Origin of the sequence: Moritella sp. 24 (assembly GCF_018219155.1) — a bacterium.
Taxonomy (GTDB): Bacteria; Pseudomonadota; Gammaproteobacteria; order Enterobacterales; family Moritellaceae; genus Moritella.
Genome location: NZ_CP056123.1, coordinates 939,734 through 965,830 on the forward strand (window position 1 = coordinate 939,734; position 26,097 = coordinate 965,830).

The following is a 26,097-nucleotide window of genomic DNA, read 5'->3' on the forward strand; positions in this document are numbered from 1 at the left end:
TCGGGGTTTTTTTTAGTACTAATTTAAGTTTATTATTTGTTAATAGTATAAATACAGGGAATTGCATGAAAACCCATACCCCACTTGCCCAGTTAGAGCAGATTGATAATTTCGCCCGTCGCCACATTGGCCCTTGCGAAACAGAAACTAAAGCCATGTTAACGAAAGTTGGCGCTGAATCTTTAGAAGACCTTATTCAACAAACCGTTCCAAGCTCAATCTTATTGGCAGAAGACGTTGTTGCTGGCCGCCAGTTATCAGAAGTTGCAGCACTGCAAGAATTAAAAGCCATCGCAGCCAAGAACACAGTAAACAAAAGCTACATTGGTATGGGCTATTACGGTACCAATGTACCGAATGTTATCCTACGTAACGTATTCGAAAATCCAGGCTGGTACACGGCATACACGCCTTACCAACCAGAAATTGCACAAGGTCGTTTAGAAGCTCTTCTTAACTTCCAAACCATGACTTGTGATTTAACAGGCATGGATTTAGCAAGCGCATCTTTACTTGACGAAGCAACAGCAGCAGCTGAAGCAATGGCAATGTGTAAGCGTGTTTCTAAAAACAAAAAATGCGATAACTTCTTTATCGCCGACAGCGTACACCCACAAGTAGCTGACGTGATGATCGAACGTGCAGAGCACTTCGGTTTCACTGTTATTCAAGGCCCAGCAGAAACAGCGCCTGAGCATGACTTGTTTGGTGCCGTGCTACAGTACCCAGGTACGAACGGTGACGTAACAGATATCAGCGATATTATTGCTGCTATCCAAGCTAAAAAAGGTGTTGTTGCAGTTGGTTCTGATTTATTAGCGCTTACACGCATTAAATCACCAGCAGAACTTGGCGCAGACATGGCGTTTGGTAGTTCACAACGCTTTGGTGTTCCAATGGGTTATGGCGGTCCACACGCGGCTTTCTTTGCTACATGTGACAAGCATAAGCGTTCTATGCCAGGTCGTATCATTGGTGTTTCTAAAGACACACATGGTAAACCAGCACTACGTATGGCGATGCAAACGCGTGAGCAACACATCCGCCGTGAAAAAGCGAACTCAAACATTTGTACAGCGCAGGTACTACTAGCGAACATGGCTGGTTTCTACGCAACATATCACGGTCCAGAAGGCCTGAAAGATATTGCTAAGCGTGTACACCGTTTCACTGATTTATTAGCAGCAGGTCTTGTTAAAGGTGGTTTAAGCCTAACAAACAACACTTGGTTCGATACAATCACTGTACAGCTAGACAACGACCAGTTAGACAACAAAGAAAAAGTTGTTACGCGCGCACTTGCTGCAGGCATTAACTTCCGTCTTGACGCTGAACATCAAGTGGGTATCAGCATTGATGAAACAATCACGCAAGCTGACCTAGTGACATTATTCGACGTATTACTTGGCGATGACCACGGTATCTCGATTGATGTACTAGAAGCTGAATTAGCGGCAACGGGTAGCACATCTATCCCTGCGTCAGTTGAGCGTGAATCTGCATTCCTAACACACCCAGTATTTAACTCTCATCATTCAGAAACAGAAATGATGCGTTATATTAAATCTCTGGAAAATAAAGATTTAGCCCTTAACCATTCAATGATTTCATTAGGCTCTTGTACGATGAAACTGAATGCAGTTGCAGAAATGATCCCAGTAACATGGCCTGAATTCAGCAACATGCACCCGTTCTGCCCAGCAGATCAAGCGGTTGGTTATAAAGTGATGATTGACCTGCTAGAAGACTGGTTAGTTAGCATCACAGGTTACGATTCAATTTGTATGCAACCTAACTCGGGTGCGCAAGGTGAATATGCTGGTCTATTAGCAATCCACAAATACCATGAGTCTCGTGGTGAATCACATCGTAACATTTGTCTTATCCCTAGCTCTGCGCACGGTACTAACCCTGCATCAGCGCAAATGGCGGGTCTGAAAGTTGTTGTAACTAAGTGTGATGAAAACGGTAACGTTGACGTTGAAGACTTACGTGAAAAAGCGATTGAACTGAAAGACAACCTTTCTTGCATCATGATCACGTACCCATCGACTCACGGTGTATACGAAGAAACGATTAAAGAAATCTGTGAAATAATTCATGACAACGGCGGCCAAGTTTACATGGACGGCGCGAACATGAACGCACAGGTGGCACTGACTTCACCGGGTTCTATGGGTTCTGACGTTTCTCACCTTAACCTACATAAAACATTCGCTATCCCACACGGTGGCGGTGGTCCAGGTATGGGTCCTATCGGCGTGAAAGCACACCTTGCACCATTTGTTGCTGGTCACGCTGTTGCAGACACTGGTAAAGAAAGCCGTAACAACGGTGCGGTATCTGCTGCACAGTTCGGTAGCGCAAGCATCTTGCCTATTACGTGGATGTACATCAACATGTTAGGTACACAGGGCCTGAAAGCGTCTACACAGACAGCTATCTTAAACGCTAACTACCTAGCTCAAAACTTAGACCCACTGTTCCCAGTGCTTTATAAAGGCCGTAATGATCGTGTTGCTCATGAGTGCATCATTGATTTACGCCCACTTAAAGAAGCGACTGGTATTACAGAGTCTGATGTTGCTAAACGTCTAATGGATTATGGTTTCCACGCGCCAACAATGAGCTTCCCAGTTGCGGGTACGTTAATGATTGAGCCAACTGAATCAGAATCTAAAGCTGAACTAGATCGTTTCATCGAAGCAATGACAAGCATCCGTGCTGAAATCGCTAAGATTGAAGCGGGTGATTTGACTGCAGAACAAAGTCCATTACATCACGCTCCACATACACTAGCTGATATTGTTGACGCTAACTGGGATCGTGCTTATGATCGTGAAACAGCAGTTTACCCTGTTGCTTACGTGAAGAAAGACAAGTTCTGGCCTACAGTAAACCGCATCGATGATGTGTATGGTGACCGTAATTTATTCTGCTCATGCCCACCTGTTGAATCGTATAACGATTAATTTTGGTGATAAGTACGATCAATAGAGTTGGAAACCGATTCAAAAGAGTTGGAAACTGACAAATAAAGTTGGAAACTTCAACTGATTTAAAAGCGAGTTCTGCGAAAGTGGAACTCGCTTTTTTATATTAAATAAATATGATGTAGAGTTATGAATACGTTATATTTTGTAGATGCGTAGTTGCTTACATAGGCTAATTATTTATAACGCTAGCTACTACTAGCAAAAGTGTTAATGTTGCTCGGAGCTGTGGCGATTAAGCTAAACAGGTCTGAGTGATTATGTCTCTGTACTATCACGTTAATGGATATTTAGATTGAAAAAATAAGGAGTGTATTGTGCTTCCAACTTTTGATTATAGACAGTGGTATCAAACAGAAATTAACTCCATGGATGAGTTAAATAAGATGCTTTTTGACGTCGATTTTAATGAAGATCGTTATTATCGAGGGATGTCTAATTATGACTTTGTTTGTATTTCGACGCTTTATAGGTATTTTATAAACTCAAGAAACTTACTTTGGTCTAAGCAAGAAGTTGGTTTTAATACACAAATCATGCTACCTGAATTTGACCTTCAAGACTATTCAGACTTGTCTTTTAAAATTCTTGATGTGTTTTATGATAACTTATTAACTCTTGGTTCCAAGGAGTTAAACTTAAATTCAATTGCATATTTAGCCCAGCATTATGGGCTACCTACCGACCTAATAGATTTTACCTTAGATCCTAAAGTGGCACTATATTTTGCTTGTTCTGAATATCCAGAAAAAGATTGTAGTGTTTATATGTGTGATATTTATGCCCATGTAAAAAGAATGATAAACGCTTGTAGTGATCCAGGTGACCTTGGGTTTAATCTGTTTAATGAAGATAAAACACGTATGAGTCCAGAGCAAGCAAGTGCGTATGCTATAAAAAGTTGTACAACAATTACGAGAAGTCCTCCAGAAAATAGCGTTACTATAACACCCATAATTGAGCTAGATGAAATAAAATACAGTCAGCGTATTCGTAATCAAAAAGGAGTGTTTGTTTATAATTTATCAACAATTCCTTTTGATCAGCTTATGTATACAGCTTCTCCAGAGACATCCTATCAAGGGCGTAGAATATACAAAATCAAAGGAAGTCTCAAAAAACAGATTATTAGAGAATTAGATGAAAAATATGGAATCAATAAAAATTATATATATCCAAATATAAGTGAGGACCCGAATTTAGAAATTATTAGAGAGGCTGTTCGATTAACTAAGGATAGGTTTAACCTATAAATACTCTGCTGTAGTTAAGTGTTATTTTACTTGAATGATTTTATATTTGAAATCAGGCTATTACTTACTGTTTATGGCTGAATATAGCAGTTTTAAGGTATGATATTGTAACTTTGTAACTTTGTAACTTTGTAAGTATGTAAGATATAGGAGGGATAAATTTGATTCGTAATTTGTTGATTTTTGGTAATGGATTAGGAATGGCTCTTAATCATCAGTATTTTTCTTTAGCTAGAGGATTGGCAACTGTTTGGCAGGGCACTGAACATTTTGATGATGCTAAAAAAAGGTTAATCATCGGGTCAATCGAAGATGTTGGTGAGCATGAATCACCACAAGGTGAACATCAATTAGAAAAACTACAAATCGCAATTGTTGCCAGTGATTATTTGAAATCTTTAGAAACAGAAGATTCACCTAGTTGGCTCACTGAAGATGCTGCTCAATTACCTGTTGCTTATAAAAAATTCATGCATGAGGTAGCTTTTTATTTTCATCAATCGGATTCGTATTTACCAGCCCCTTTTCTTGCATCGCTTTCTAACTATATTAGAGAATCTAAATCTCATATAGCTACATTGAACTATGATAACTTGCTCTATGATGGGCTTAAAGATCACGGAGTGCTAAGTGGATTTGATTTACTAATTGATGGTTTTACAAGAGGGTTAGGGTTTTCTAGTCACAACTTAGATAGGCACAGACCTAGAACTCAAGCATGGTATATGCATCTACACGGTTCGCCTTTATATCAAGGAAATCGTAAGCTACTGTGTGAAGAACGAAATAATGTGCAGGGACATGAGAAAAGTCATATTGTATTAACTCATGTGAAGCATAAGCCAATGATTATTGACTCATCTCCAATTCTTAGTGAATATTGGCGGAGGTTGCCAACAGCACTAAATGAAGTTAGCTGTGTTGTTTTGATTGGTTATTCTGGCGAAGATGTTCATTTAAATAGAAAAATATTGGAACATAGCCGTGAAAAAAATATTCATATTATTGAATATTTAGGAAGTGGAACACGGGCAGAACGAAGAGTATATTGGGCACGTAAACTACCTAATATGAATATTACTTTGCATCAACCTGAATCAATTTTAGAATTTGTCGATTGGTTTGCACTGGAGTAAACATCCAGTAACAGAATCAAACCGGCGATAATTACAGTCGATATTAGTAGCTTTGAGGTGATTTAAACGTTTTAATGTGGTACTGCCTAGTTAACCTCAATATATCCTTTTCCCGAAGCTTGATTTAAAATAGTTGTGTTTAATGTCAATGACTTAAAGGTATCTGTATGATAGTGTTGATAGCTATCATTTGCGTTAAAACTGAACTCTTAGAATCCTGACTGTTGAAAAGGGCCTAAGAAAATAGGCATAAGCCAGATAATACTATTTTTTATTAAGGGAATGTAATATATGCCAACCACTACGGTGCATAACCCAGATCAGTACATGTATGATTTTCGCCACTTGCTCACGCATAATAAAAAAAAGATTGGGATTCTTATAGGTGCAGGAGCCCCTGTTAGTATTAATATTGCAGAACTAAATAATCCAAGAATTCCGCTAATACCTGATATTGCAGGCTTAACAAAGATTGTCTATCAAGGTTTAGATGAGCTTAAAGAGAAACCTGCGTTTGATGCATTAGCCGCCGAACTTGGGGATACGAATATTGAGCTAATACTTTCAAGGGTTCGTTCTCTCGCAGAAGTGATTGGTCAGTTTGAAGTTCATGGTTTAGATGCCACTGGATATAATCAATTATCTAAAAAAATATGTCTTATAATCAAAGAGGTTGTAAACAAAGAGCTACCTGAAGGTGAGAACCCATATAGTCACCTAGTGTCTTGGATTAACGGTATTAATCGAGATTTTGCAGTCGAAATATTCACAACAAATTATGACCTTCTTTTAGAGGAAGCTATGGAGAGAGCTAGAACTCCGTACTTTGATGGATTTTCTGGTTCAAAAAGTGCTTTCTTTGACCCATCGAGTATATCTAGTAATGATTTACCTGCTAAATGGATTCGGCTGTGGAAATTGCATGGCTCAATAAATTGGTTAAAAAATGAAAAAGGTGAGGTTGTAAGAGGTGATTGTGATTCTGAAGGCGCTATGGTTTACCCATCACATATAAAATATGATCAGACTCAATCTGCACCATTTTCTTCATTATTTGATAGACTTAAAAATTTTTTATTAGAACCTGATACTCTCTTGTTAACTTCTGGCTTTTCTTTTGCCGATGCCCACATTACCGCAAAGCTTGATGAATGTTTGTCTGAAAACCGTTCTTCAGCAATTTTTGCATTTCAGTTTAAGACATTGGCTGAAGAAATACATGCCACTCAAGCTGCAAGTCGGAATCCTAATATAAGTGTTTATTGTTCCGATGGCGCAGTTATAAATGGCGTAGCAGCACCTTGGGCTATTGGTGAGCCGCCAAGTAAGAACTGGAATATTATTCGAAACGAATACTGGACTGCTCAAGATAATAAATTTGGTCTTGGGGATTTTGTGTCTTTTGCTAAGTTTTTAGCTAGTTCAGGAGGATCATTATCGATGACGCCTGAGTTAATTGATGAAAAAACAGAAGGACTGGGAAATGAATGAAATGCCCACTTTTCTAGGGACCATTACTTCTGTTTCTGGAGCATCAATTTATGTCGAACTAACACCTCAAGTGAAATCGGGGTTACTCATAATTGAAGGTAAAACACATCGAATTGGCCAAGTAGGTAGTTTTGTTCGGATTCCACAAGGGTACAATAATCTTTTTGGAGTAATCTCGGAAACGTCAGAGCAATCTGATGGAGATGTTAGAGGTAAAAAAATATCAAGCAGGCAAATAAAAGTTGAATTAGTTGGTGAAGCTATAGGACCTGATTTTGAAAGAGGGATAAGTCAATTTCCATCGATATCTGAAGATGTTCATCTTGTTACTGAAGATGATCTTAAGAATATTTACGGATCTTATGAAAATGGTCAGATTACTATTGGTAGGTTATCGAGCTCCGATAGCATTAATGTCAGTATTGACTTGGATAGCTTGATCAATAAACACAGTGCTATTTTAGGTTCAACAGGCTCAGGAAAATCAACCAGCGTTGCAAGCCTAATGAGATCTATCGTCACCTCGCATACAACTGAAGTCTTAATGCCATCTGCAAGGATCGTTATTTTTGATTTACATGGAGAGTATTCATCTGCATTGAATGACATTGCTGATGTATTTTCAATTGGTGAGGAAGAAGGAACAAAAAAATTGTTCATTCCATATTGGTGTGTTGCACCTGAAAGCTTGATTGATTTTTTGTGTGGACCAAATTCAGACCTTAAAAATAAATTTATAGATTTGATTGTTCGAGAGAAAATTGAGTTTGCAGAAAAAAATAAACATTTAAATTTAGATGTCGAAAAAATAACACCATATACTCCAATCCCTTTTCGGCTTAAAAATATTTGGTACGATTTGTACTATATGGATAGTATGAATTGGAAAGAGAAAGAAATGATAAATCCGGCATATTCTGATGATGGTGAAGGTAATGCTGAAGGGCTTGTCGCACCTCGTTTTTGTCCGCCGAAAACTACAATAGAAGGTTTTGTAAAAAAAGGAGGTGATAATCGATGGAAAAAGAATTTAGACGCAATGCGATCTAAGCTCTTGGATAATCAATATTCTTTTTTTCTAAACCCGGGAGAATGGACTCCAAGTAACGATTTTAAGATAGAAAAAGATTTACCCGAGCTAATAAAAGATTGGATTGGTGGTGAGAAACCTATCACGATTCTTGACCTTTCAGGTATGCCATCTGAGCGTTTAGATCTTTTACTTGGATCTATGCTAGATATTCTCTTTGAGTCAGCCATTTGGGGGCGAAACCTTGACTCTGGAATGAAGAAAATTCCTCTACTTTTAGTTATGGAAGAAGCTCATCGTTATCTATCGACAGATAATACAGGCTTATCTAAATCAATGGTTAGAAGGATCGCTAAGGAAGGACGGAAATTTGGCGTAGGCTCAATGTTAATTAGTCAAAGACCTTCGGAAATTGATGAAACAATTCTATCTCAGTGTGGGACATTATTCTCTCTGCGTATCAGCAATGCGGCGGACAGAAGTAGAGTGAAGTCAGCTATGTCAGATAGCCTGTCAGGAATAGTCGACTCCCTTCCTATTTTAAGAACGGGTGAAGCGATAGTGACAGGTGAGGCCGCAAAGCTACCAATGCGATTCAAATTTAGAATTCCAAAAGAAGATCAGTTCCCTAATAGTCATGACCCTAAAGTTACAGATAGTTGGTCAAAGAAAGAAGAAAAACATGATTTCAAAGATTTAGTGAGCTCATGGAGATCGCAGAATATTACTAACAAATAATTGATGGAGAACTTATGGAAAGGCAACTTGTAGAATCGAGCAATTTAGTATCAGTTGGATATGACCACGATAGCTCTACTCTGGAAATAGAGTTTAGAAGAAGTACTTATCAATATTTTGATGTGCCACATTATATATATGAAGAACTTATGAACTCCGGTTCAAAAGGGGCATTTCATCATCAAAATATTAAAACCGCGTATTCGTTCGCACAAATTTAAGGCTTGGAGGAGATTGTTACTTGAGTGAAAATATTAAGAAAAAAGCTAATGACGACAGAGCTGAGCTTGAGGTTGTGGACGCAGGTAACCGTTCGAGTATTCATGAGTTAATATCGAATTGGTTAGTAAGATTGGCTGATGCCCAAATGGCTCATTATGTCCAGTCAGAAAGGCTTTACTTTAAAGCTAACATAAGTGGTTATGCTTTGATTACTAGCTCAACGATTGTAACTGCTATGTTATTTATGAACGCTGTAGGGGCATGGAAGTTATTGTTAGTTATTATGAGTATTTCATCCGCCACGCTTTCAGGTGTTGTATCGTTTTCTCGATTTGCCGAAAAAGCAGAACAGCATCGTTCTGCCGCAGGCTGTTATGGTAAATTGAGAAGGCAGCTAGAAAAATTAAATACAATTAAATCAAGCTTAAATGATAATGACCTTGATAAACAATTGAAAATATTAAGAATAGAGTGGGAGTATACTTCTCAGAATGCTCCTTTAACTCCATATTCAGCTCTTAAGAAAGTGATGAAGTTAAAGGAGGAACAAAAAAAGAAGTTAAAATAAATATAACAATTAAGTCTTTTAATTGTAGTTGAATATTAAGCTATTCTTTTCGGGAGTAGCTTTTCTAATTACGTCTCTGATATTGCATTGATATTGAGGAAAATTATTTTTTAATTTTTAAATCACTAGGACTCAAGCCTAACTTCTCAAGAGCTCGTTTATATCTAACCCTAACAGTGTCTTGTTTTTCGTTATACAGTTCGGCTAAATATTTAAACCTATTACCATCAAGGCGCTGCATGATTAATGTATATTCATCTCTAGTGAGTTTTTTTTGTGATAAGTAATCGTTTAATTTTTTAATCGCCTCAGGTTCATAATCTTCAATATCAGATCTTAAAACCTCTGAGTTCACTGCCATCCAATCTTCGTCAGTTTGTGTATCGAAATTTACTCTAGAATGCCGAGCTCTTACTGCAAATCGCTTGCCGTTTTCCTTAGTTCTATCTTCCTCAATTGGGAATTGCTCCTCTCGCTCACCTTTATCTATTTTATTGGTGTTAATGTCATGAGACCAACGAATACAGCGAGTGTCACATTCTTTGCTTACTACGCCAATAATGTAGCGTTCAAGGTGATTCTTTTCAGTTTTAAATTGATCCCATAGTTTGGCTTGTCTAGCTTGACAGGCATCTACAGTCGTAAATTTTTCAGTTTGTTTCTTACGGATACCTTGGAGCAAGCTAAGTTGAGCATTAGCCACAAAATCTTCAGCCATTTGAGTATATTCAGTAGATTGTACTCCGATGAATACGACTAACTTTTTTCTGACTATATTTTTAGCTTTTTCTATCACCTTCGCACCTTCATGTGCAACAGCAGTTTCAAATTCCAAGATTTGTTTCTGGTTAATACTCATCGTACTCAAATTCCTTTTCCGATTTTTGAATCAATTTATATGGAAAGCCATTTTAAATTTATGGATTGTATTACTGAACATAATTTTTTTTCACATTTAATGTCAATAGTAAGCAATACATTAGAAACCATCATAAAACAAAATTAGCTGGCTAATCTATTGAATTTAAAAAAATAGAAAAATAATTGTCCGTTTTTTCTAGGTCGTTGGATTAAGTATGTGAAATGAAATTTTATATATTTTATTAAATATAAACGGGATGTCAGTCGTGCGTTAAATCGTTCGTCACATATTATAACACTAACTAATTCAATGGTTTAAGTTGGTTTTATTTGTGTGGAAAACTTGACAACTTGATAGTTGATATCCATTTTTAATCTAGAGCTTAAATTTAACTACATTTAGGATTACCAATGAAAAAGAGCGTAAAGCAACCACTTATCACCCAAACCGAAATAAATAAAATGGATAATTTTAATCGGGATATAAAAAAGAATGGCTATCGCCCATGGGTGACGGTTCGAGGGTCTCATACCCATGGACAGGGGCACATAATTCATAGCTTTAAAACTAACAGAAATCACCATTTACTTTCTCGCGGAGAGCGCTTACCGTTTTTTATGTTTGAGCAAGATTCTACAGTGGTCGATATTCTTGAACAGTACCCTCTACCAATTTTTGAGACGATGAAAATTGCTGAAGAGCTTAATGTTGTTCATCCCGGAGCCTATAAGCAGCGTAAGAAATATAATAACCAGATCCCGGCTAAAGTGATGACAACAGATTTTGTCATTGTGAAAAGATTACTTTCAGGAAAGGTTGTTTTAAGCCCCTACAGTTTTAAATATTCGGGTGCGCTGGATATTACAAAACATGACATACGAAAATACCAACGAACGAAGCAAAAGCTCAAGATTGAAGAGCTTTATTGGGCTTCTCTAGGATTACAAATAGTTTTTTTGACTGAATGTGATTTTGATAAAACAGTTATCTATAATTTAGAGTTTTTTCGTGAATGCTTTGATTACCCCGAGTATCTAGATGTTGGCGAACAATTTAAAAATATTGTTTTGGGTCGTCTACAAAAGCGATTCCTATCCGAGCCGAAAGACACATTAAGACAGCATATTGATGCTGTTGCTGATGACCTTAATACCTCAAACTTTCAAGTATTATATTTATTTCAAGAAGCTGTATACCACAATGATTTGAAACTTGATTTATCAGAGCGAATTGAACTTTATCGTCCTCTTGCTCTATTAAATAAGGGGACTTCTCATGTTGCCTAATCAAAAATTAATTTCAAATAATAAAAATAAACTTGAGTGGCTAATCGTAGAGATAGCGGAGGATTTTGATCTTGTTGCATTCAGTGATTTACTAACTGTTCCGCCTAAGCGTCCGTTCACCAAGACAATTAGCGAAGTCTATGACTGGCTAGAGGAAGGCTCAGTTATTATCACACACCATCATTTTCCATATGCTATCCAGTTGCATGATGAAAAAATTCCACCTGACTGGTTAGAAAAAAGAGATTCAGCAGTCAATGCATTGTCCCCAATGATTGATGATCATGAATTACGTTTTCGTTATTTATTTGGTGATAGCGCGGGAATATTGACGTCACTAATAGCATCCTCAGGACGTAGTCGAAAGTTTGTTACAGGCTCAATAAATCGATTCTTTTCTCACGGAGGAATTAATAATTCTCTATTACCGCACTATTTTGCGAGTGGTTCGAATTATAAGTTACCTGTTATCCATACTGTTACTGGTAGTGGTGAGGTATGCATAGCATCGAAGAGAGGGCGGCATCAAAAATATGGTGAGCACCATAGAGGAATCAACCTGTCTGATATTAGAAATATCCAAGCATTTTCGAAAAAAATCCCGTCAGGAGACAAAGTCGTTCTCGCGGATCTTTATCTTAAATTTAACATGCAATATTTTCGTGTTGATATTAAGCCAAAGGGTCGTAAAAAATCAGATGAAAACAGAGAAATGGTTTCTTCTATACATATGATATTGCCGATGCAATACCGAGTATCGCAACGGGCTTTTAAATATCACCTTAAGAAGTTTGTTAGTAAATTAGATTTGATGCGAAAGCAAAAAGGATCGATCGGAAGTGCACGAGATTTAGCTGGTAAACCAGGCGTTGCTAGAGAAGGCCTTCGAGGCCCTACTTGCCGATATGAAATAGACTCGACCACGGCTGATTTATACATTCGTTACCCTTATTCGAACAATGAGCATCTTGCAACCGGTAGACCCAATATTTATTTGGTCATAGATACATATAGCGGAATGATTGTCGGTTTACATGTGGGGTTTGATGCCCCTAAATGGCACGGTGCTGCTCAAGCATTATTTAATGCAATGACAGATAAAGTTGAGTTTTGTGCAAAGTATGGTGTTGATATTACTCCTGAGGAGTGGCCTTGTAATCATCCATGTCGTGAAGTGACGTTTGACCGTGGAGGCGAGAATACAGACAAACATATTGAAAGCATGATTAAAATTAACACGGGCATTACAGCTGGTAATTTTAATGCTTATCATCGTGGCGATGCCAAAGGTACGGTTGAAAAAACATTCGACACTGTTCAAACGCAGGAAGTGAAATACGAAGCGGGAAAAGTGCTTAAAATTCCGAACAAGGATGCTCAGCATGCATCCCGTAAATCAGTTTACACCCTCGATGAGTTTATGCATCGATTAATTAAACGCATTATTTATCTAAATAACTATCAACCTCGTATCGATAGTCATAATTTTGAGATGTCTCGTGATGGAGTTGAGTTTACTTCGCAAGCTGTTTATTTGTGGGGTGTTAAAAATGCGGTAATGCGTCCAAGTGTGAGTAAAGATCAGCTTAGATATTCATTACTACCTGAAGGCAAAGCTTCTGTTCAAACTAAAGGCATTTTATTTCAGGGTTTATATTACAGTTGTAAAAAAATTGAAAATGACGACTGGCTAGCTAAAGCCCGAGTTGAAAAGCGCTGCAACATTAAGATTCGTTATTCTGATGTTTCTACTAGTCATATTTGGTGGCGTAATGAAGAGACTAAAGAATTGATTCAAATCGACCTTACGACCCGTAGTGAAGCATACAAAAATCAGCAGTGGGCTCATGTATTACATCGTGTAGAAATCGCTAAAGATGAGCTTGCGCGTATTCGTGATCGTAGCTTTATGGAACGTGCAAGTTTGGAGTTATCTCTGGAAGAGATGGAGAAAGAATTACGGTCAGCAGCAAAAGCACGTAACCATTCAGAAGCCAAAGGTATTCAGCCAAATATGAAGGTTATGAAACAGCTTGAGGCCGGGGTTCAAAAGGCGCAGGAATATAATGAAATTGTTCAAGACTTGTCATCTAAGTCGAATCAGGATGCTTCCGAAAAGCCAATTTCTAAGACCGAGAAAAGAGTCCAAAATTTATCCAATCCCAACATCATCGATTACTAGGAATTATTATGTCTAATGAAACTCACACTGCAAAATATATTGTTCATCCTAACAAAGCATATCGCGGTAATCCATTTATTGAAAGTTTAGGTTTTCCTTTATCGCTTACACAATTTGTAGCGGCCACTAATGTCCCTTTTACAAGCGATTTAGATTTAAGTGAAACCCCAGCTGAGTTACATAGCTATTATTCAAGGACGGCTATTGACGGCTTATTATTATCCTACGTGGTAAAAGATGAAGCTCATCAATTTTATGATCTACTGAGGAGAATGATAGAAGCTGGATACGTTCGTCGAAACCCAATTGGCCCAGACACCAACCGTCTACTTGTTGCTGTTGAACGCGATAAAAATGACCCAATGAAAGCAGTTCATATCAACTCACTTGAACTCGTGGATGCTAAATTGTGTACATTTCTTTCTGGTTTGAGTGGTATCGGTAAAACCACCATGATTAAGAATATTTTAAAGTTGATACCTCAGTCTATCTTCCACTCTAGTTATCAAGTTAGTAACGGTGAGTTAGTTGAATTGGATCAGGTTCAAATTACTCATTTGTATATTGAAGTACATAATCGTCGGGGTAAAAAAGCTGTACTTATAAGTATTTTAGAAGCACTTGATAATATTACCAAAGAAAATTACAGCTATAAATATCGTAATAGTAATACAGGTGAGCTTATGAGTATTGTTAGAAAGGCAGTCATTATACATGCCATAGGCCTTATTTTTATTGATGAAGCACAGAATTTATCTCGACCATCAAAAACTGAAACATTGGGTGCAAATGAACAAGCATCGATGAAATTTATAGAGGAAATCTTTAATGTCATCGGTGTACCTCTATGTTTTGTTGGCACACTATCTATGTTGAATTTATTTAAATCAGAGGCAACAGTCAGCCGAAGAGCGACAGCTAGTGGCTCATTAATATTAGGAAGTTGTGATGTAAATAGCTCTTTTTGGAATCGCTTTATTAAAGAAATGTGCCAGATAAGTTTTATGGCTAATCAACAAACTGCCATTGCAGATATTCGTGACAGAATTCATTTTATAACTTGCGGGGTCCCTGCTATAGCAGCGAGTATTATTAAAGCTACATTATCTTATTTGACCTTTTTAGATCCCATTGAACAAGATTTAAGTGTAGCTGCATTAGATCAAATTTTTGATGAGCAGTTTAAGGTTTTAAAACCTTCATTAGATGCACTTCGTTCTGGGGATTATCATCTGTTTGAAGACCTTCGTCCTCTTCTATTGCTAGCAGAGGTCATATCAGGCGATGACTCAATTAAAGATGTAGCAGAAAGTATCATTAAGGATCAAGAGGTAACTAATACTCAGAAGTCTAAATCTTTACCGCTTCAAGGGACTTTGGCTGTTGCTGCTGATAGGGAAAAGAGGTTACAAGATGGTATTGTTCAGCAATCTTCAAGTAATCTTAAACCTAATAATGTCTTAGCTAACCTTGGTTATACGATAGAAAAGGGAACTCAATCATGAAGCGCTTTAACTTGCTTCCTGGTGAGAGCTTGAATGGGGCCGTTGGCCGCTATCATGCATTAGCTTTATCACCGGCATTTTCCTCGACGGCCAATCAGTTAGGGTTGAATAATCAAGTGATAAGTCCTTTACGGTTTTTGCATGGTGATGACGTTAAGTTAGATGAGATATTTCATACTTCTGAAAATGAAAAATGTAGATACACGAATAGTTTAAATCAGTATTTATCTCCATTTCTGAATATTAATGAACAACAATATCTTAATACATCAAGTGGAGGTTCCCACCTTAGGATTAGTGGTGTTAGCAATTTGAATGTTAGACACTGGCGCTGGTGTATTGATTGTGTTGAGCAAGACGAGGCTAAGTACGGTATTGAATATTATCATCATCAACACCAGCTACCTGGCGTTTATCACTGTTATCGTCATGGCATCGGTTTATCTGGGCATTGTATACAGTGTGGTTTCCATGCTAATAAAATACAAGATTTAGTACTTCCTCCTATGAATAACGCCTGTCCAAATTGTGCAGCATGGATGCCGGGTTACGATGGCTATTTTTCTAAGACGATGGCTGGTATTGAGAATACGAGCATTTGGCTTTCGATGAATGAAAATGCGTTATCGTTAGAAATTTTAAGCGATTTACTGTGTAAAAAAATAGGATTGAAAAAGAGTGAATTAGGCACTTTGAGTTCCAATCGTCTCATTAGCAGTTGGCATAAATCATTGGCAAATGAATTTGATAATAATGCTTTGCTGAGTTACTTCAATAATGCGAAACCATATTTTGGCGGTGTGAGTTCGCCCTTGATAAGGAAAGCTCGCTTGCGCTTATCTAGTGGCGACCCACTTATACCACTTGTGCATATGATTGCTTTGCAGCATCAAGGGATTGATTTGGCTACGGTAGCCTCATCGTTAAATCTTGAGACAGTAGGTTAGCATGGCCCAGCTCTTTACTAAGTATATTCAAGGCGAGTCGGTTTACAGCTATGTTGCAAGAATACACTGGTTCTCGACTAGTATGAGCTGGAAAGAAACGAATAAAATTATATTTGATGCAGAGTCGGTAAGATTGCATTCTTTGTTACCGGCACACCTTCAACAAATTAGCGAGGCAACAAAAACTGATATCGCGAGCCTACTCACCTATGCAACGGGCTACCCTCTATTTGAAATGGGGTTAACGAGTAAATCAGCTAAGTTTAAACTAATGCATACGATGCTGGGGAGTAAAGGATCTTTGATTGGGGGAAGTGCCAGGCAAGCATCCTGTAAGATAAATATTGGTCACTATTTTTCATTTTGTGCAAAATGCTTTCTTGCTGATGAGGTGAAATTTGGCTCTGGATATTGGCATACATCTCACCAATTAGCAGGAGTGTCAGTATGCCCCGTGCACTGTTTGAAATTAATTAAGATACCAGCCGGTGATGGGGGAATTAACCATAGTCTAAAATTACCTTTTATTGACAAGGGGATGCCGGGTCTAGATATCGTGGAAAAAGAGTTATACCTGTCTTCTTTTGTTATTGAGCTACAAACCTATCTTTGTCGAATGTCTAGGGTTGAGGTATTAAGCGAACACTATCGATGTTGGTTGGAGTCTAAAGGCTATCTAACCCAGGGCGGTAATTTGCGTTGGAAAATACTTAAAACAGATTTAATTTATTTCTGGCAAACGTTGTTTAATCAGATTGAGCCTGTATTACCTCTAGAGTTGAGTGAGTTTGTATTCGTACCATCATTGGTACATAGCAATCATAATACGCATTACATTAAACATGTGTTGCTGATGGCGTTTTTGGCTCGAACTCCTGTGTTATTTTTTAGAGGGCCGCTTCGCGAAGTTATTCCAAGCCCTGTCGTTACCGCAGAGGTTATTGTTGATGAAGAGGCTTTGTTGAGTATGCTTCGAGACGGCTGTTCAATGCGGCAGGTGTCAGCAAAATTTAGATGTAGCATGGGTTTTATTAAACAGCTAGCACTTCGTAACCAAATTTGTATTGAATGTAGACGGCAGTACATAACGTCAGGTATTGAACGTGACGTTTGGCGTAAAGCTTTTATCGGATCGCATCGACAATCGATAGCCGATGAATTTGATATTTCAGTCGCAGCTGTTGAGCAAATCATACAGAGCCATAAAGGACTTTCGCAATGGCGTCACCATCTTATTATGGCTAATCGTCTAAGAGTTAACAGGCAAGCTCTAGTCGAGTTTATATCAACTAACCCATCATTATCCCGCAATACAATTAAACAACAGTGTCGCGCTTATATGTGGCTCTATAAGAATGACAAAGAATGGTTATATGAGAACTTGCCGGCACCGCGACAATGCGGCCAGGGTAAATCAGTTAATTGGGTATCTAGAGATATTGCTGTACTTGCACAATTGATGGGACTTAATGATGAATATTACTCTATGTCTGAAATTGATCGAAAACTGGGTGGGCATGGATGGTTATTGCACGATAGATTGAAGCTTCCTCGTTCGGTGGCTTATGCGCAGGGGTTATTGATATCGAGATACCATAAATGATATTTTTCATAATGGTAGTCGATAATCTTTCTAGTTACTTCTCGTAATTCAATAACTTTCCTATGATCTTTATGCATATCTAAAAAACTGATTTTAATAGTTATAGTACGATAACGGCTAGTTTTTACTGCCTCTTGTAATCAAAAAGGCAGCATTCGTTTAACAGCTATTAATATATCACCACGAATGTGTTTATTTTGTTCTAACATCGACATCTGATCTCTATTCCACACTTCGTTTTCTACATAATCCATCCAATGTGCTGCACCACAAGTGGACTGCCTTATTCGACCATCATAATTAAATTGCTCTAAGGATTCGGGAATCGGTTTATGAATCGCATCTACAATCCTGACCTTCAATTTTTCGTTGGAAACCATTGAATTGGACACTCTGTTATTTATGTGTTTATCCCCAAACCCATAACCAATAATAGTTAATTCGTCAGTATTTTTTAATTGGTCAGTAAGTAATTTTAGTTTTTCTTCACCTTTTTTATCATTAGTTGTAAGGCTGTATTTCCCCCCGCCTGTTAGCATTGATTGGCATATTATATCTAGCTCACCTTTTAAATCGGTTATCACTCGGTCTCTTCCTGACGGTACTTTTTTACCGTTAGCGTAGTAACCCATCGCCTGAATATTCATGAAATCAAGCATTAACTCCATTGAATTTGGAACATTTAAAGATTGATTACAAAGCTGCTGATTATCGTTATATTCTAGCTCCGACAAGCCTCCGTGGAGCTTAACCAGATTTATTCCTTTTTGATTTTTTAAAAATCCGCCCACGCTTGTTAATTTGTCTCTGAATGAGTATGTCAGGTTTATTGTTGTTCTCATTTCGAGATTGCTTTTAGGGAATGTTATAAGATGCTCATCGCCGTAGGTAATTGGGATTCCAAGATCTAAAGCTAAGCATTCCAAGTACATATCATGATTTAATGTAAAGACCCATGTTTCTTCATCTGAAAGAAGATTACCTAAATTACCGAAACATTGCTTATTTTTAGGATAAATCATGGCATAGGATAGTTGCTGGTAGCAGTTTAATATCATATGTATCAAGCTATAAAGAGCTCCAAATAAATGATGATAAGAATCTCTATCGGATTGGGATTTGTTACTGTAGATATTCTTTAGAGCTTCTATGCTTGCAAGCAATTCTTCATAGTTATGACCTTTATAATCAAGTACTAGCTGCATAGCCTCATTTAAAGCTTTTTTATTTATTGGTCTAGACCCACTATTCTGATTTGCTTGGTATACAGCTTCTACAAGTAGCCTAGCGTTTTTTTTATTGAGTACACTAAGGAATACATCGGTTAACTCATGGGAAAGTGGCATACCAAGGTCATAAGAGAACCCCGCCCCTAATAAAAGAACTTTTTTCAAAATAGTACCAGCGCTAGATAATATGAAGACGATTATAATATCATTGTATACAGTTACTTACTTATATTTAGACAAATCATTTCAAATACAGTATGTGGCGTTTTGATATGCATCTAAAGTGATTTGTTAATCTAGCTATAGACGCCGGACTTGTTGCTATAAGAACTTTGATTAATTTTACGGGGATTAAACTTTATGGCGGTGGGCTTATCAATGTAGTTATAGGATCGATATATCTAATTCAATTTCCCTATAGCTCATCCTGTTTCCTTGGTACCTCAAAAACAAGTTACTTAAACGGACGAATCACAGTTGGCTGTTGTTCGTTCATCACACATCTTAGCCGACTATTTCACGCCGATTAGTAAGGCATTTATTTTTCGAAGGTATCGAATCTATGACTAAGGAAGAGTTAACTTTAATTGCTGCAATATTAGCTGTATTCACTTCTATATTATTTCTAGTCTTGGGGTTAGGTTGACTTTTAATAGAGGTAAGAGCACTTTGCGTTGGAATAAGGAAATTGAAAGGTTACAAAATCTAGAGGAACAAATTGGGATTGCCGAAGACGTTGTTTCTGTATACTCTTGTGTCGAAAAATTAAGATCTGATTTTGTACCTCTACATGAAAATTTAGGATATGTTGCAGGAAAATTTGCTCGTTATCCTGAGTTAGCAAAAGCTATCAGAGGTTTTGTTCATGCTTGTAACCTTACCGTTAGTGCAAAAACAGAAGATGAAGATTATCGAGAGTATAAAGAAATGGTTTCTACAGAATATAAGAAAGTCATTTCAGAGTGTGATCGTATATTAAAACCAAAATTATTAGATAGATTTATCAAACTAAGAATTTAAAGCTGAATTGCCAATCGAGAGCTCTATTTTTCATAGCTACAAAATTTTAGATAATAATGTTCACTCCCTTAAATGGGCGTTATGTGTCAGAGGATAATATGAAATATTGGTATGGATTTCGTTGTGTGGAATTGGATGGTACAAACCCAGGTCATAAATGTTTAGAAGGGCCATTTACTTCTTATAATGAAGCTAAGGAGCATAAAAAAAATATGCGGGCTAGAGATATGCAGCACACTCCGGTATTTAAAGCATACTCAAAATTAGATGCTGAAGGTATCATGTTAGCTGAATCTTTTAGTAGATTATAAACATACATAGCAAGGTGTTATATTTTGGTAGGAAGATGAGCAGGCATAAACAAGTAAAAAAACTAAAGCACAGAATTAAGAGTTTGAAATCGAAAATACGAGTTCTGACAAGAAAGCAGATTGATAAACATGAAGTTATCGAACCTCAACCTTCTGCATACTATAAGTATATGGATCAAAGAACTTTATTGTTGTTGTTGAAAAATAAGACAATAAAATTTACAGACCCACTAAAATTTAATGACCCAATGGATTCAGCGGTTCCAGATATTCAAATTAATGGAAATCTACTTAAGAAAGCTATGATTCGGGAACTTGAAAGTCAGTTCGGTGATGATTTAAATGAACGGAAGTCTGAAATTGATAAAGAAATAACTCGAGATTTACCAAAATTGAAACGTGATTTTAGCGAATTCAGTAACGAGCTAAGAGATAAATGGCCTGAAATAATAAGTCATTACCGTATTCTTTCTTTAACAGCTAAGAATGATAACCTTTTGATGTGGTCACATTATGCTGATGAACATAGAGGGGTGGTTGTTAAGTTTAAAAGTAACCCATCGATAGGCATTCCTAAAAAAGTTGACTATTTCAAAGGACATCAGTCGCTTAATAATTTTTTTAACAATATGATGGCATTGATAATTAAAAAAGAAGCTAGGTCTGGTTTTTCTGATTCCCACTCTAATGTAGCTTCAGAATTAACCGTGCGAGCTATGTTTAAATACTTTTTTATGAAAAGGGCTGAGTGGTCTTATGAAAACGAATACCGTATCGTGTACAGAAAATGTTCTGAAAGAATAGTTAATATTAACGATAACTTGGACGTGGTCAAGTTTGACGAAAAAGATATAGAGTCGGTTATTATTGGCTCTTCAGTTACTCCACATCGAGCAAAGAGGCTGAAACTCTTAATATCCCGTAGGATTCCTCATGTGAAAGTAACTAAATATCAGATAGTTGGCTGGAATCTGAAATATGACAAAGCGTTCTAGAACGATTCGTAACACAAGACATTTTTAGTCTACGTAGGGTTAAGTGTTTAAGGCGAAATGCCGAAGCATAGGTATTGTATTACCATTTAAATAGCCTTGCTATTGATTTTTCACCTGATTTTTTTGTAAATATGAACATTTTTTCTACATGTTTGATACACATAAATAGATCTAAAAACATCTTGAATTTCAAGCTCTATTTTAAAACTATCAGATAAGTTATTTTCAACATCTTTTATATCAAAGAATGGCCCATATAACCCAACAAGAAGAATTCCTGGTTCATTAGAAGCAGCTAATTCTATCATTGAATTCTTATTTAATTTTGCTCTGATAGCTGATTCAACTCTTTCTGTTGTAATTGAATCTGGATCACCAATCAAGCCCTCTTTCGATGGTATATGGGTTTTATCATCAGCTGCATACGAAGTTATGCTAATAGCCGTCTCGCGGCTAAAATGTGCATCAGTGATTTCTACCCAAGTATTTTTCCCATCTATTGTTACGAATGCATCTGGAGGATCTGGTCTATTTATAACTTCGAGAATTTTATCTTCAGTTTTAAGGTGATTTTTATATGAAGCTAGAACACTAGTTTCATGCTTATTGTTTAAATCTCTATGTGAAGTCATCGAAAACCTATAACGCCCGCTTAAGCGGAAAAATGGTTGGCTATACTTGTTTAGGAACGAAACAAACCCAACCGTTTTTGTTTCGTTTAAAACGGTCATTATTTTTCCGTCAATGAATAATAAATTTAAAATTTGCTTTAAGCGTGAAATTGAGCGAATTTATTACTGTTTGGGGGGAACTGTATAGCAAGGGACCCCAAAACAATTAGTCGTTATTTTAGAGGATATTATGTCATCTAAATCAACTATATTATAGATGTTCGCTTTCCAGCTATCATCTAGCTCCATGACGTGGACGAAAACAACAAAGTCAGCTCCGTTATTTTTATACTTATGCGCATGACCAACCAGAATCTGTCCCTCCGGATCTCCAAATTTTATAGTTTTAACTTCAATACTTTTTTCTTCGCCGTTTTGCTTGCATTCCAAATCTGATTTTTGATAAACAAGTTGGCCATCCAGAATAGATGCACGCTCCTTCCCTGCAAGCCAAGACATATCAGTAAACTCTTTAAGTGATGACAGTTCATGATAAACTGCGACTTCACCTAAAATTCCAACCATGGAGCTTTCAACTGAACTTTTGACTTGAGAACTATTTTTATTTTCGTAATACGAAAAGTCAATTTTTGCTAACTCATGTGCGAGTTCAATATCTTCGTTAGAAAAAGTGAATGTAAGCTTGTTAAAATCAGCTTCTTTTTTATTTCTAATTTTCAGTCGTATTTCTTCAATCTTTGTCACTGCGTTCTCCGTAAAACTAATGTCCTGTTAACAGGTTATCTATAATAAGTGAGGAACGAACGTTAGATGATTGTTTGCGTCCGTTTAAGCAACTTTTTTAGGCTTGATTAGTTATTAAATGAGGCAGTTCTTTAATTACCAAACCAGCTCTTGGATGTCCCATTAATTTTGCACTATTCAAAAATAATCTTGCTTCATTTATGTCACCGCCAGTTTTGATTATTATCACCCCTAAATTGAATGGGATACTAGGGTCATTATGATCTAATTCGTTTGCTTTTCTAAGTAATTCGATAGCGTCAGAATCGCGGTTTAATGCCTCTAACGCACAGCTTTGTTGATATAAATTATCAGCGATATTTGGAAACTGTTTATCTAATTTTTGAAACATAGATAATGCAGCCTCATGTCTACCACTAAAACCTAATGCCATCCCTTTTAAATTTAATAAATGAGGAGCATCAGGTGACACCTCTAAGTTGTTATCTACTTGATACAAAGCCTCGTCTATTTCACCTTTTTTAATTAATTCCATTATCTCATGCGAAAACTGTTCAATGCTTAATTTTATTACTTTATTACCGTCTTGATTTATATGCTCGGTTTCAAGTGGCATTAAAGGTGTCGTTTTCTCCAATTTATAGGGAATTCGTTCAATCTTATTGCTTCCACTTTTTATGACTATCTCATAAAGAAAAACTTCATTTGGAACATTTCTTTCAGCAAGTTTAATATAGTATTCACGACGTTCTTCTGGACATTTTAATCCGAATACAATTTCTGATAATTTACCTGGCCATGGAAATTCGCCACCAATAGGCTCGACATATCGCCATTCTTTTTCGTATGACCAACAAGTTGGTTTTGTACTGATCGCAGATCGAAATGTCTCATCGGAAAATGCTAATTGATATGAAGATGCATACATACCTCCAGACTCAGTCATACTAAAGCTCATCTGTGATTTGAAACCTTCAGGAGACATTTTCGGGATGGAATCAGAATATGATACTTGAAGGCAATATGCTGGGTCATTCAGTTTTTTTCCTTCAGTAGGAGTAAACCCAATGCAAACCCCTTTGTGATCTTCGGTATAATGTGCCCAAAGTAACTGAGTCAAAGGACAAGTAGATAAACTAAATATTCCAACATCATTTAGTTGACTATCTATATTTGAGAAAAAATTATCACAGTCTGATGGAGGGTTACCATTAAGTTTGATCATAATGTTTTTGAAATAATCATAGCTAGACTTTAGGTTTTTTTCTCTCGAAAGGTTTTCTAATACATCTTTTATTTCATTAGATGATAATCCGAAAAAAGAAGAATTCTTTTTTATAGCTCTATGTGCACTCATTACAAAGCCAGAAACTGCGGCAGACTTCATTGTAACTATCTGTTCATCTATCCAATCTTTACCAATCTCTTGGAGAGAGCATTCAAATGGATCATTTAGTGCACTTGCGGTCGAAAGATGAACTTTTCCTGTGGTGAAAATCATCTCTGTATATTGCGAGTCATTCCTATATTTATAAAACATTTATTGTTCTCCTTAATCTGAAAATTTAAAATTATCTATGATATAAAATTTGTTTAGTATGATAATTCAATGTGTCAAATTTACTTACCGTTACGGAGAGTGACTAATCGACTAAAAAATAAGATTATATTAGAGATTGATTATCTATTTTAGGTGGAAGATCGTTCTGTGACTATGCGTTTAGTATTGTCAGTTATATATTGAAATGCCTATGTTAATGATTGTAAAGGTATTATTTCATTCTTCAAGATAAGCTTGACTGTCTTTTTATAAATTGTGACGGCTTTAAGCTAAATACCAATAATACTGTATAAAATTATTCCATTGTACGGTTTTCATTAAGCCAAATATGATCAATAAATTAAAGTTTTTGAGGTTTAAATATAACAAATGTATCACGAACTGTTATGTTTAAAATGTGAATGGGTTAAAACTCTAACAAGGAAGAAAATTTGGTTGAAAACTATCGTATTAAGCCAGAATTTGACAAAGTTAGTTATAAAAAATAGATCAACTTTTAACGCAATATAGCGTTGATATATTGAAATCCACTGTTTCCAACTCTTTTGACTTATTTCGTGAAAAGTTATTGGTGTGTTGGAGTATTAATTTCCAACTCTATTGGTATAGCCTGTATCAGTAAGCTATTGATTATCTGGTATATGGGTATCCAACTCTATTGTTCGTACTCAGGTGAATTTAGCGTGTTAAAACGTTAAAGACATGAAGTGATAAGAGCGAGTCCTGCGAAAGTAGGGCTCGCTTTTTTTATGCGCGACTACAAGATGCAAGGGGGGAGTTGAAGCCTAAAACTCTACTGAGTGGAATTACAGTGTTTATTTTTTGTAATCGGTAGCCTTATCCATATATATCCAATACTACCCATCGTATGCCGTCAAAGTGCCGCCGTTATCAATTATAAATTATGGTTTTATATAATACTATTTGCTTTCGTATTGATATTTATTTCGTAAAAAATAGAATCAATTTCTCTTGCTGTAAATTCAAAAAGCAATAGAATCAAGAGCATAAATCCTATCTTAATTATGAAATTATGAAAAAATTTATTAAAGAGAATACATTAAGTATTACTAGTATTTTTATAGCTCTATGCGCATTAGTGCTTACGACATATCAATCATTTTCAACTAACTACCATAATCGAATTAGCTCTCTTCCATTAGTCCAATCCAGTATCGTGATGTTTAAAGACGGTAGAGTCGCACTTTACTTTGAAAATGCAGGTAATGGACCTGCAATTGTAACTGGGTTTGAAGTTGCTGGAGAACGAGCTGATTCAGTTAGGCAAGTTATTGATAAATTTGTTAAAGATAATGATCTTAAAGGTGATGAGTTCTCTTTACTTACGACTAAGCTATCTGCTCGTACGATTATTAAAGCTGGGGATAAATTAGAAGTTGCAACATTGCACATGAAAAATGATGAGTCTGAATCTTACCAAGCTGTAGCTTTTGCTATTAAATCGCTACCTGTTACCCTTTGTTATATCTCGTTATATCAAGATGAACTTTATGCAACAACATCTCAAAAATATGTGTTGGCTGAGTCATGTGCTTATGAGGGGGCTACAAATATATTTGGAAAATGGGTCAAATTTAAAATGCCATTTAGTTCAAAAGTAGACCAATCGCAGATCTTTGGAAATTAAGCTAGCAAGTATTATTAACGGTACATGTAGCCTTTCCATTTAGTCAGTATTAACGGACAAAACCGATGTTTCAGACTTATTTTAGCTGAAACATTGATGCCCTAATTTAGTGCAAATTATATGACTATTTTTAACCCGTTA

21 protein-coding genes are annotated in these 26,097 nt (G+C 36.6%); 16 read left to right on the plus strand and 5 right to left on the minus strand.

From position 1 onward, the window contains the following. The first annotated feature begins 65 nt into the window (after positions 1–65). From gcvP to HWV00_RS04355, 7 genes are all read left to right on the plus strand, one after another. Positions 66–2,972 carry an aminomethyl-transferring glycine dehydrogenase gene (gcvP, locus tag HWV00_RS04325; RefSeq protein WP_211684918.1) on the plus strand — a complete coding sequence of 969 codons (2,907 nt, stop codon included), beginning with the start codon at positions 66–68 and terminating at the stop codon, positions 2,970–2,972. Positions 2,973–3,310: 338 nt separating this feature from the next. Beyond that, a complete protein-coding gene (locus HWV00_RS04330; protein WP_211684919.1) occupies positions 3,311–4,246 on the plus strand; it encodes an FRG domain-containing protein in 936 nt (311 codons plus the stop codon). A gap of 200 nt (positions 4,247–4,446) precedes the next feature. After that, positions 4,447–5,382, plus strand: a complete 936-nt coding sequence (locus HWV00_RS04335) for an SIR2 family protein (RefSeq protein ID WP_211684920.1) — start codon at positions 4,447–4,449, stop codon at positions 5,380–5,382. A 291-nt stretch (positions 5,383–5,673) separates the two neighbouring features. Then, positions 5,674–6,873, plus strand: a complete 1,200-nt coding sequence (locus HWV00_RS04340; RefSeq protein WP_211684921.1) for an SIR2 family protein — start codon at positions 5,674–5,676, stop codon at positions 6,871–6,873. Further along, positions 6,866–8,641 carry an ATP-binding protein gene (locus HWV00_RS04345; RefSeq protein WP_211684922.1) on the plus strand — a complete coding sequence of 592 codons (1,776 nt, stop codon included), beginning with the start codon at positions 6,866–6,868 and terminating at the stop codon, positions 8,639–8,641. Before HWV00_RS04340 ends, HWV00_RS04345 begins: the two co-directional genes overlap by 8 nt. A gap of 14 nt (positions 8,642–8,655) precedes the next feature. Then, complete coding sequence (locus HWV00_RS04350; protein WP_211684923.1) at positions 8,656–8,862, plus strand: KTSC domain-containing protein; 207 nt, start codon at positions 8,656–8,658, stop codon at positions 8,860–8,862. 20 nt (positions 8,863–8,882) lie between these two features. After that, positions 8,883–9,431, plus strand: a complete 549-nt coding sequence (locus HWV00_RS04355) for an SLATT domain-containing protein (RefSeq protein ID WP_211684924.1) — start codon at positions 8,883–8,885, stop codon at positions 9,429–9,431. Between the two features lie 103 nt (positions 9,432–9,534). On the opposite strand, the gene HWV00_RS04360 is transcribed toward HWV00_RS04355, so the two are convergent. Continuing rightward, positions 9,535–10,290, minus strand: a complete 756-nt coding sequence (locus HWV00_RS04360) for a hypothetical protein (protein ID WP_211684925.1) — start codon at positions 10,288–10,290, stop codon at positions 9,535–9,537. Between the two features lie 413 nt (positions 10,291–10,703). Here HWV00_RS04360 and HWV00_RS04365 point away from each other — a divergent pair, with 413 nt between their 5' ends. The 5 genes from HWV00_RS04365 to HWV00_RS04385 are packed head-to-tail and all read left to right on the plus strand — an operon-like array spanning position 10,704 to position 17,816. Continuing rightward, positions 10,704–11,579 carry a TnsA endonuclease N-terminal domain-containing protein gene (locus tag HWV00_RS04365; protein WP_211684926.1) on the plus strand — a complete coding sequence of 292 codons (876 nt, stop codon included), beginning with the start codon at positions 10,704–10,706 and terminating at the stop codon, positions 11,577–11,579. Beyond that, positions 11,569–13,761: a transposase gene (locus HWV00_RS04370; RefSeq protein WP_211684927.1), complete on the plus strand. Its 2,193-nt coding sequence runs from the start codon at positions 11,569–11,571 to the stop codon at positions 13,759–13,761. Before HWV00_RS04365 ends, HWV00_RS04370 begins: the two co-directional genes overlap by 11 nt. 8 nt (positions 13,762–13,769) lie before the next feature. Continuing rightward, entirely contained in the window at positions 13,770–15,266 is a 1,497-nt protein-coding gene (locus HWV00_RS04375) for an ATP-binding protein (protein ID WP_211684928.1), read from the plus strand. Beyond that, positions 15,263–16,213 (plus strand): TniQ family protein, encoded by a 951-nt coding sequence (locus HWV00_RS04380; RefSeq protein WP_211684929.1) that lies wholly within the window; start codon positions 15,263–15,265, stop codon positions 16,211–16,213. Before HWV00_RS04375 ends, HWV00_RS04380 begins: the two co-directional genes overlap by 4 nt. Before the next feature lies 1 nt (position 16,214). After that, a complete protein-coding gene (locus HWV00_RS04385; RefSeq protein ID WP_211684930.1) occupies positions 16,215–17,816 on the plus strand; it encodes a TnsD family Tn7-like transposition protein in 1,602 nt (533 codons plus the stop codon). Between the two features lie 140 nt (positions 17,817–17,956). On the opposite strand, the gene HWV00_RS04390 is transcribed toward HWV00_RS04385, so the two are convergent. Then, positions 17,957–19,210, minus strand: coding sequence for a hypothetical protein (locus tag HWV00_RS04390; protein WP_211684931.1), 1,254 nt, complete (start codon positions 19,208–19,210; stop codon positions 17,957–17,959). Between the two features lie 504 nt (positions 19,211–19,714). Between HWV00_RS04390 and HWV00_RS04395 the strand changes: the two genes are divergently transcribed. The 3 genes from HWV00_RS04395 to HWV00_RS04405 all read left to right on the plus strand — a co-directional run bounded on the left by HWV00_RS04395 (position 19,715) and on the right by HWV00_RS04405 (position 21,371). After that, complete coding sequence (locus tag HWV00_RS04395) at positions 19,715–20,065, plus strand: hypothetical protein (protein ID WP_211684932.1); 351 nt, start codon at positions 19,715–19,717, stop codon at positions 20,063–20,065. Between the two features lie 98 nt (positions 20,066–20,163). Continuing rightward, positions 20,164–20,376, plus strand: a complete 213-nt coding sequence (locus tag HWV00_RS04400) for a hypothetical protein (RefSeq protein WP_211684933.1) — start codon at positions 20,164–20,166, stop codon at positions 20,374–20,376. A gap of 35 nt (positions 20,377–20,411) precedes the next feature. Continuing rightward, positions 20,412–21,371 (plus strand): DUF2971 domain-containing protein, encoded by a 960-nt coding sequence (locus tag HWV00_RS04405; RefSeq protein WP_211684934.1) that lies wholly within the window; start codon positions 20,412–20,414, stop codon positions 21,369–21,371. A 110-nt stretch (positions 21,372–21,481) separates the two neighbouring features. On the opposite strand, the gene HWV00_RS04410 is transcribed toward HWV00_RS04405, so the two are convergent. The 3 genes from HWV00_RS04410 to HWV00_RS04420 all read right to left on the minus strand — a co-directional run bounded on the left by HWV00_RS04410 (position 21,482) and on the right by HWV00_RS04420 (position 24,287). After that, positions 21,482–22,102 (minus strand): hypothetical protein, encoded by a 621-nt coding sequence (locus tag HWV00_RS04410; RefSeq protein ID WP_211684935.1) that lies wholly within the window; start codon positions 22,100–22,102, stop codon positions 21,482–21,484. Between the two features lie 63 nt (positions 22,103–22,165). Then, positions 22,166–22,747, minus strand: a complete 582-nt coding sequence (locus tag HWV00_RS04415) for a hypothetical protein (RefSeq protein ID WP_211684936.1) — start codon at positions 22,745–22,747, stop codon at positions 22,166–22,168. A gap of 97 nt (positions 22,748–22,844) precedes the next feature. Next, on the minus strand, positions 22,845–24,287 hold the full coding sequence (locus HWV00_RS04420) for a DUF2971 domain-containing protein (RefSeq protein WP_211684937.1): 1,443 nt from the start codon (positions 24,285–24,287) through the stop codon (positions 22,845–22,847). A gap of 1,054 nt (positions 24,288–25,341) precedes the next feature. On the opposite strand from HWV00_RS04420, the gene HWV00_RS04425 reads away from it, so the two are divergent. After that, on the plus strand, positions 25,342–25,956 hold the full coding sequence (locus HWV00_RS04425) for a hypothetical protein (protein ID WP_211684938.1): 615 nt from the start codon (positions 25,342–25,344) through the stop codon (positions 25,954–25,956). Positions 25,957–26,097 lie beyond the last annotated feature (141 nt).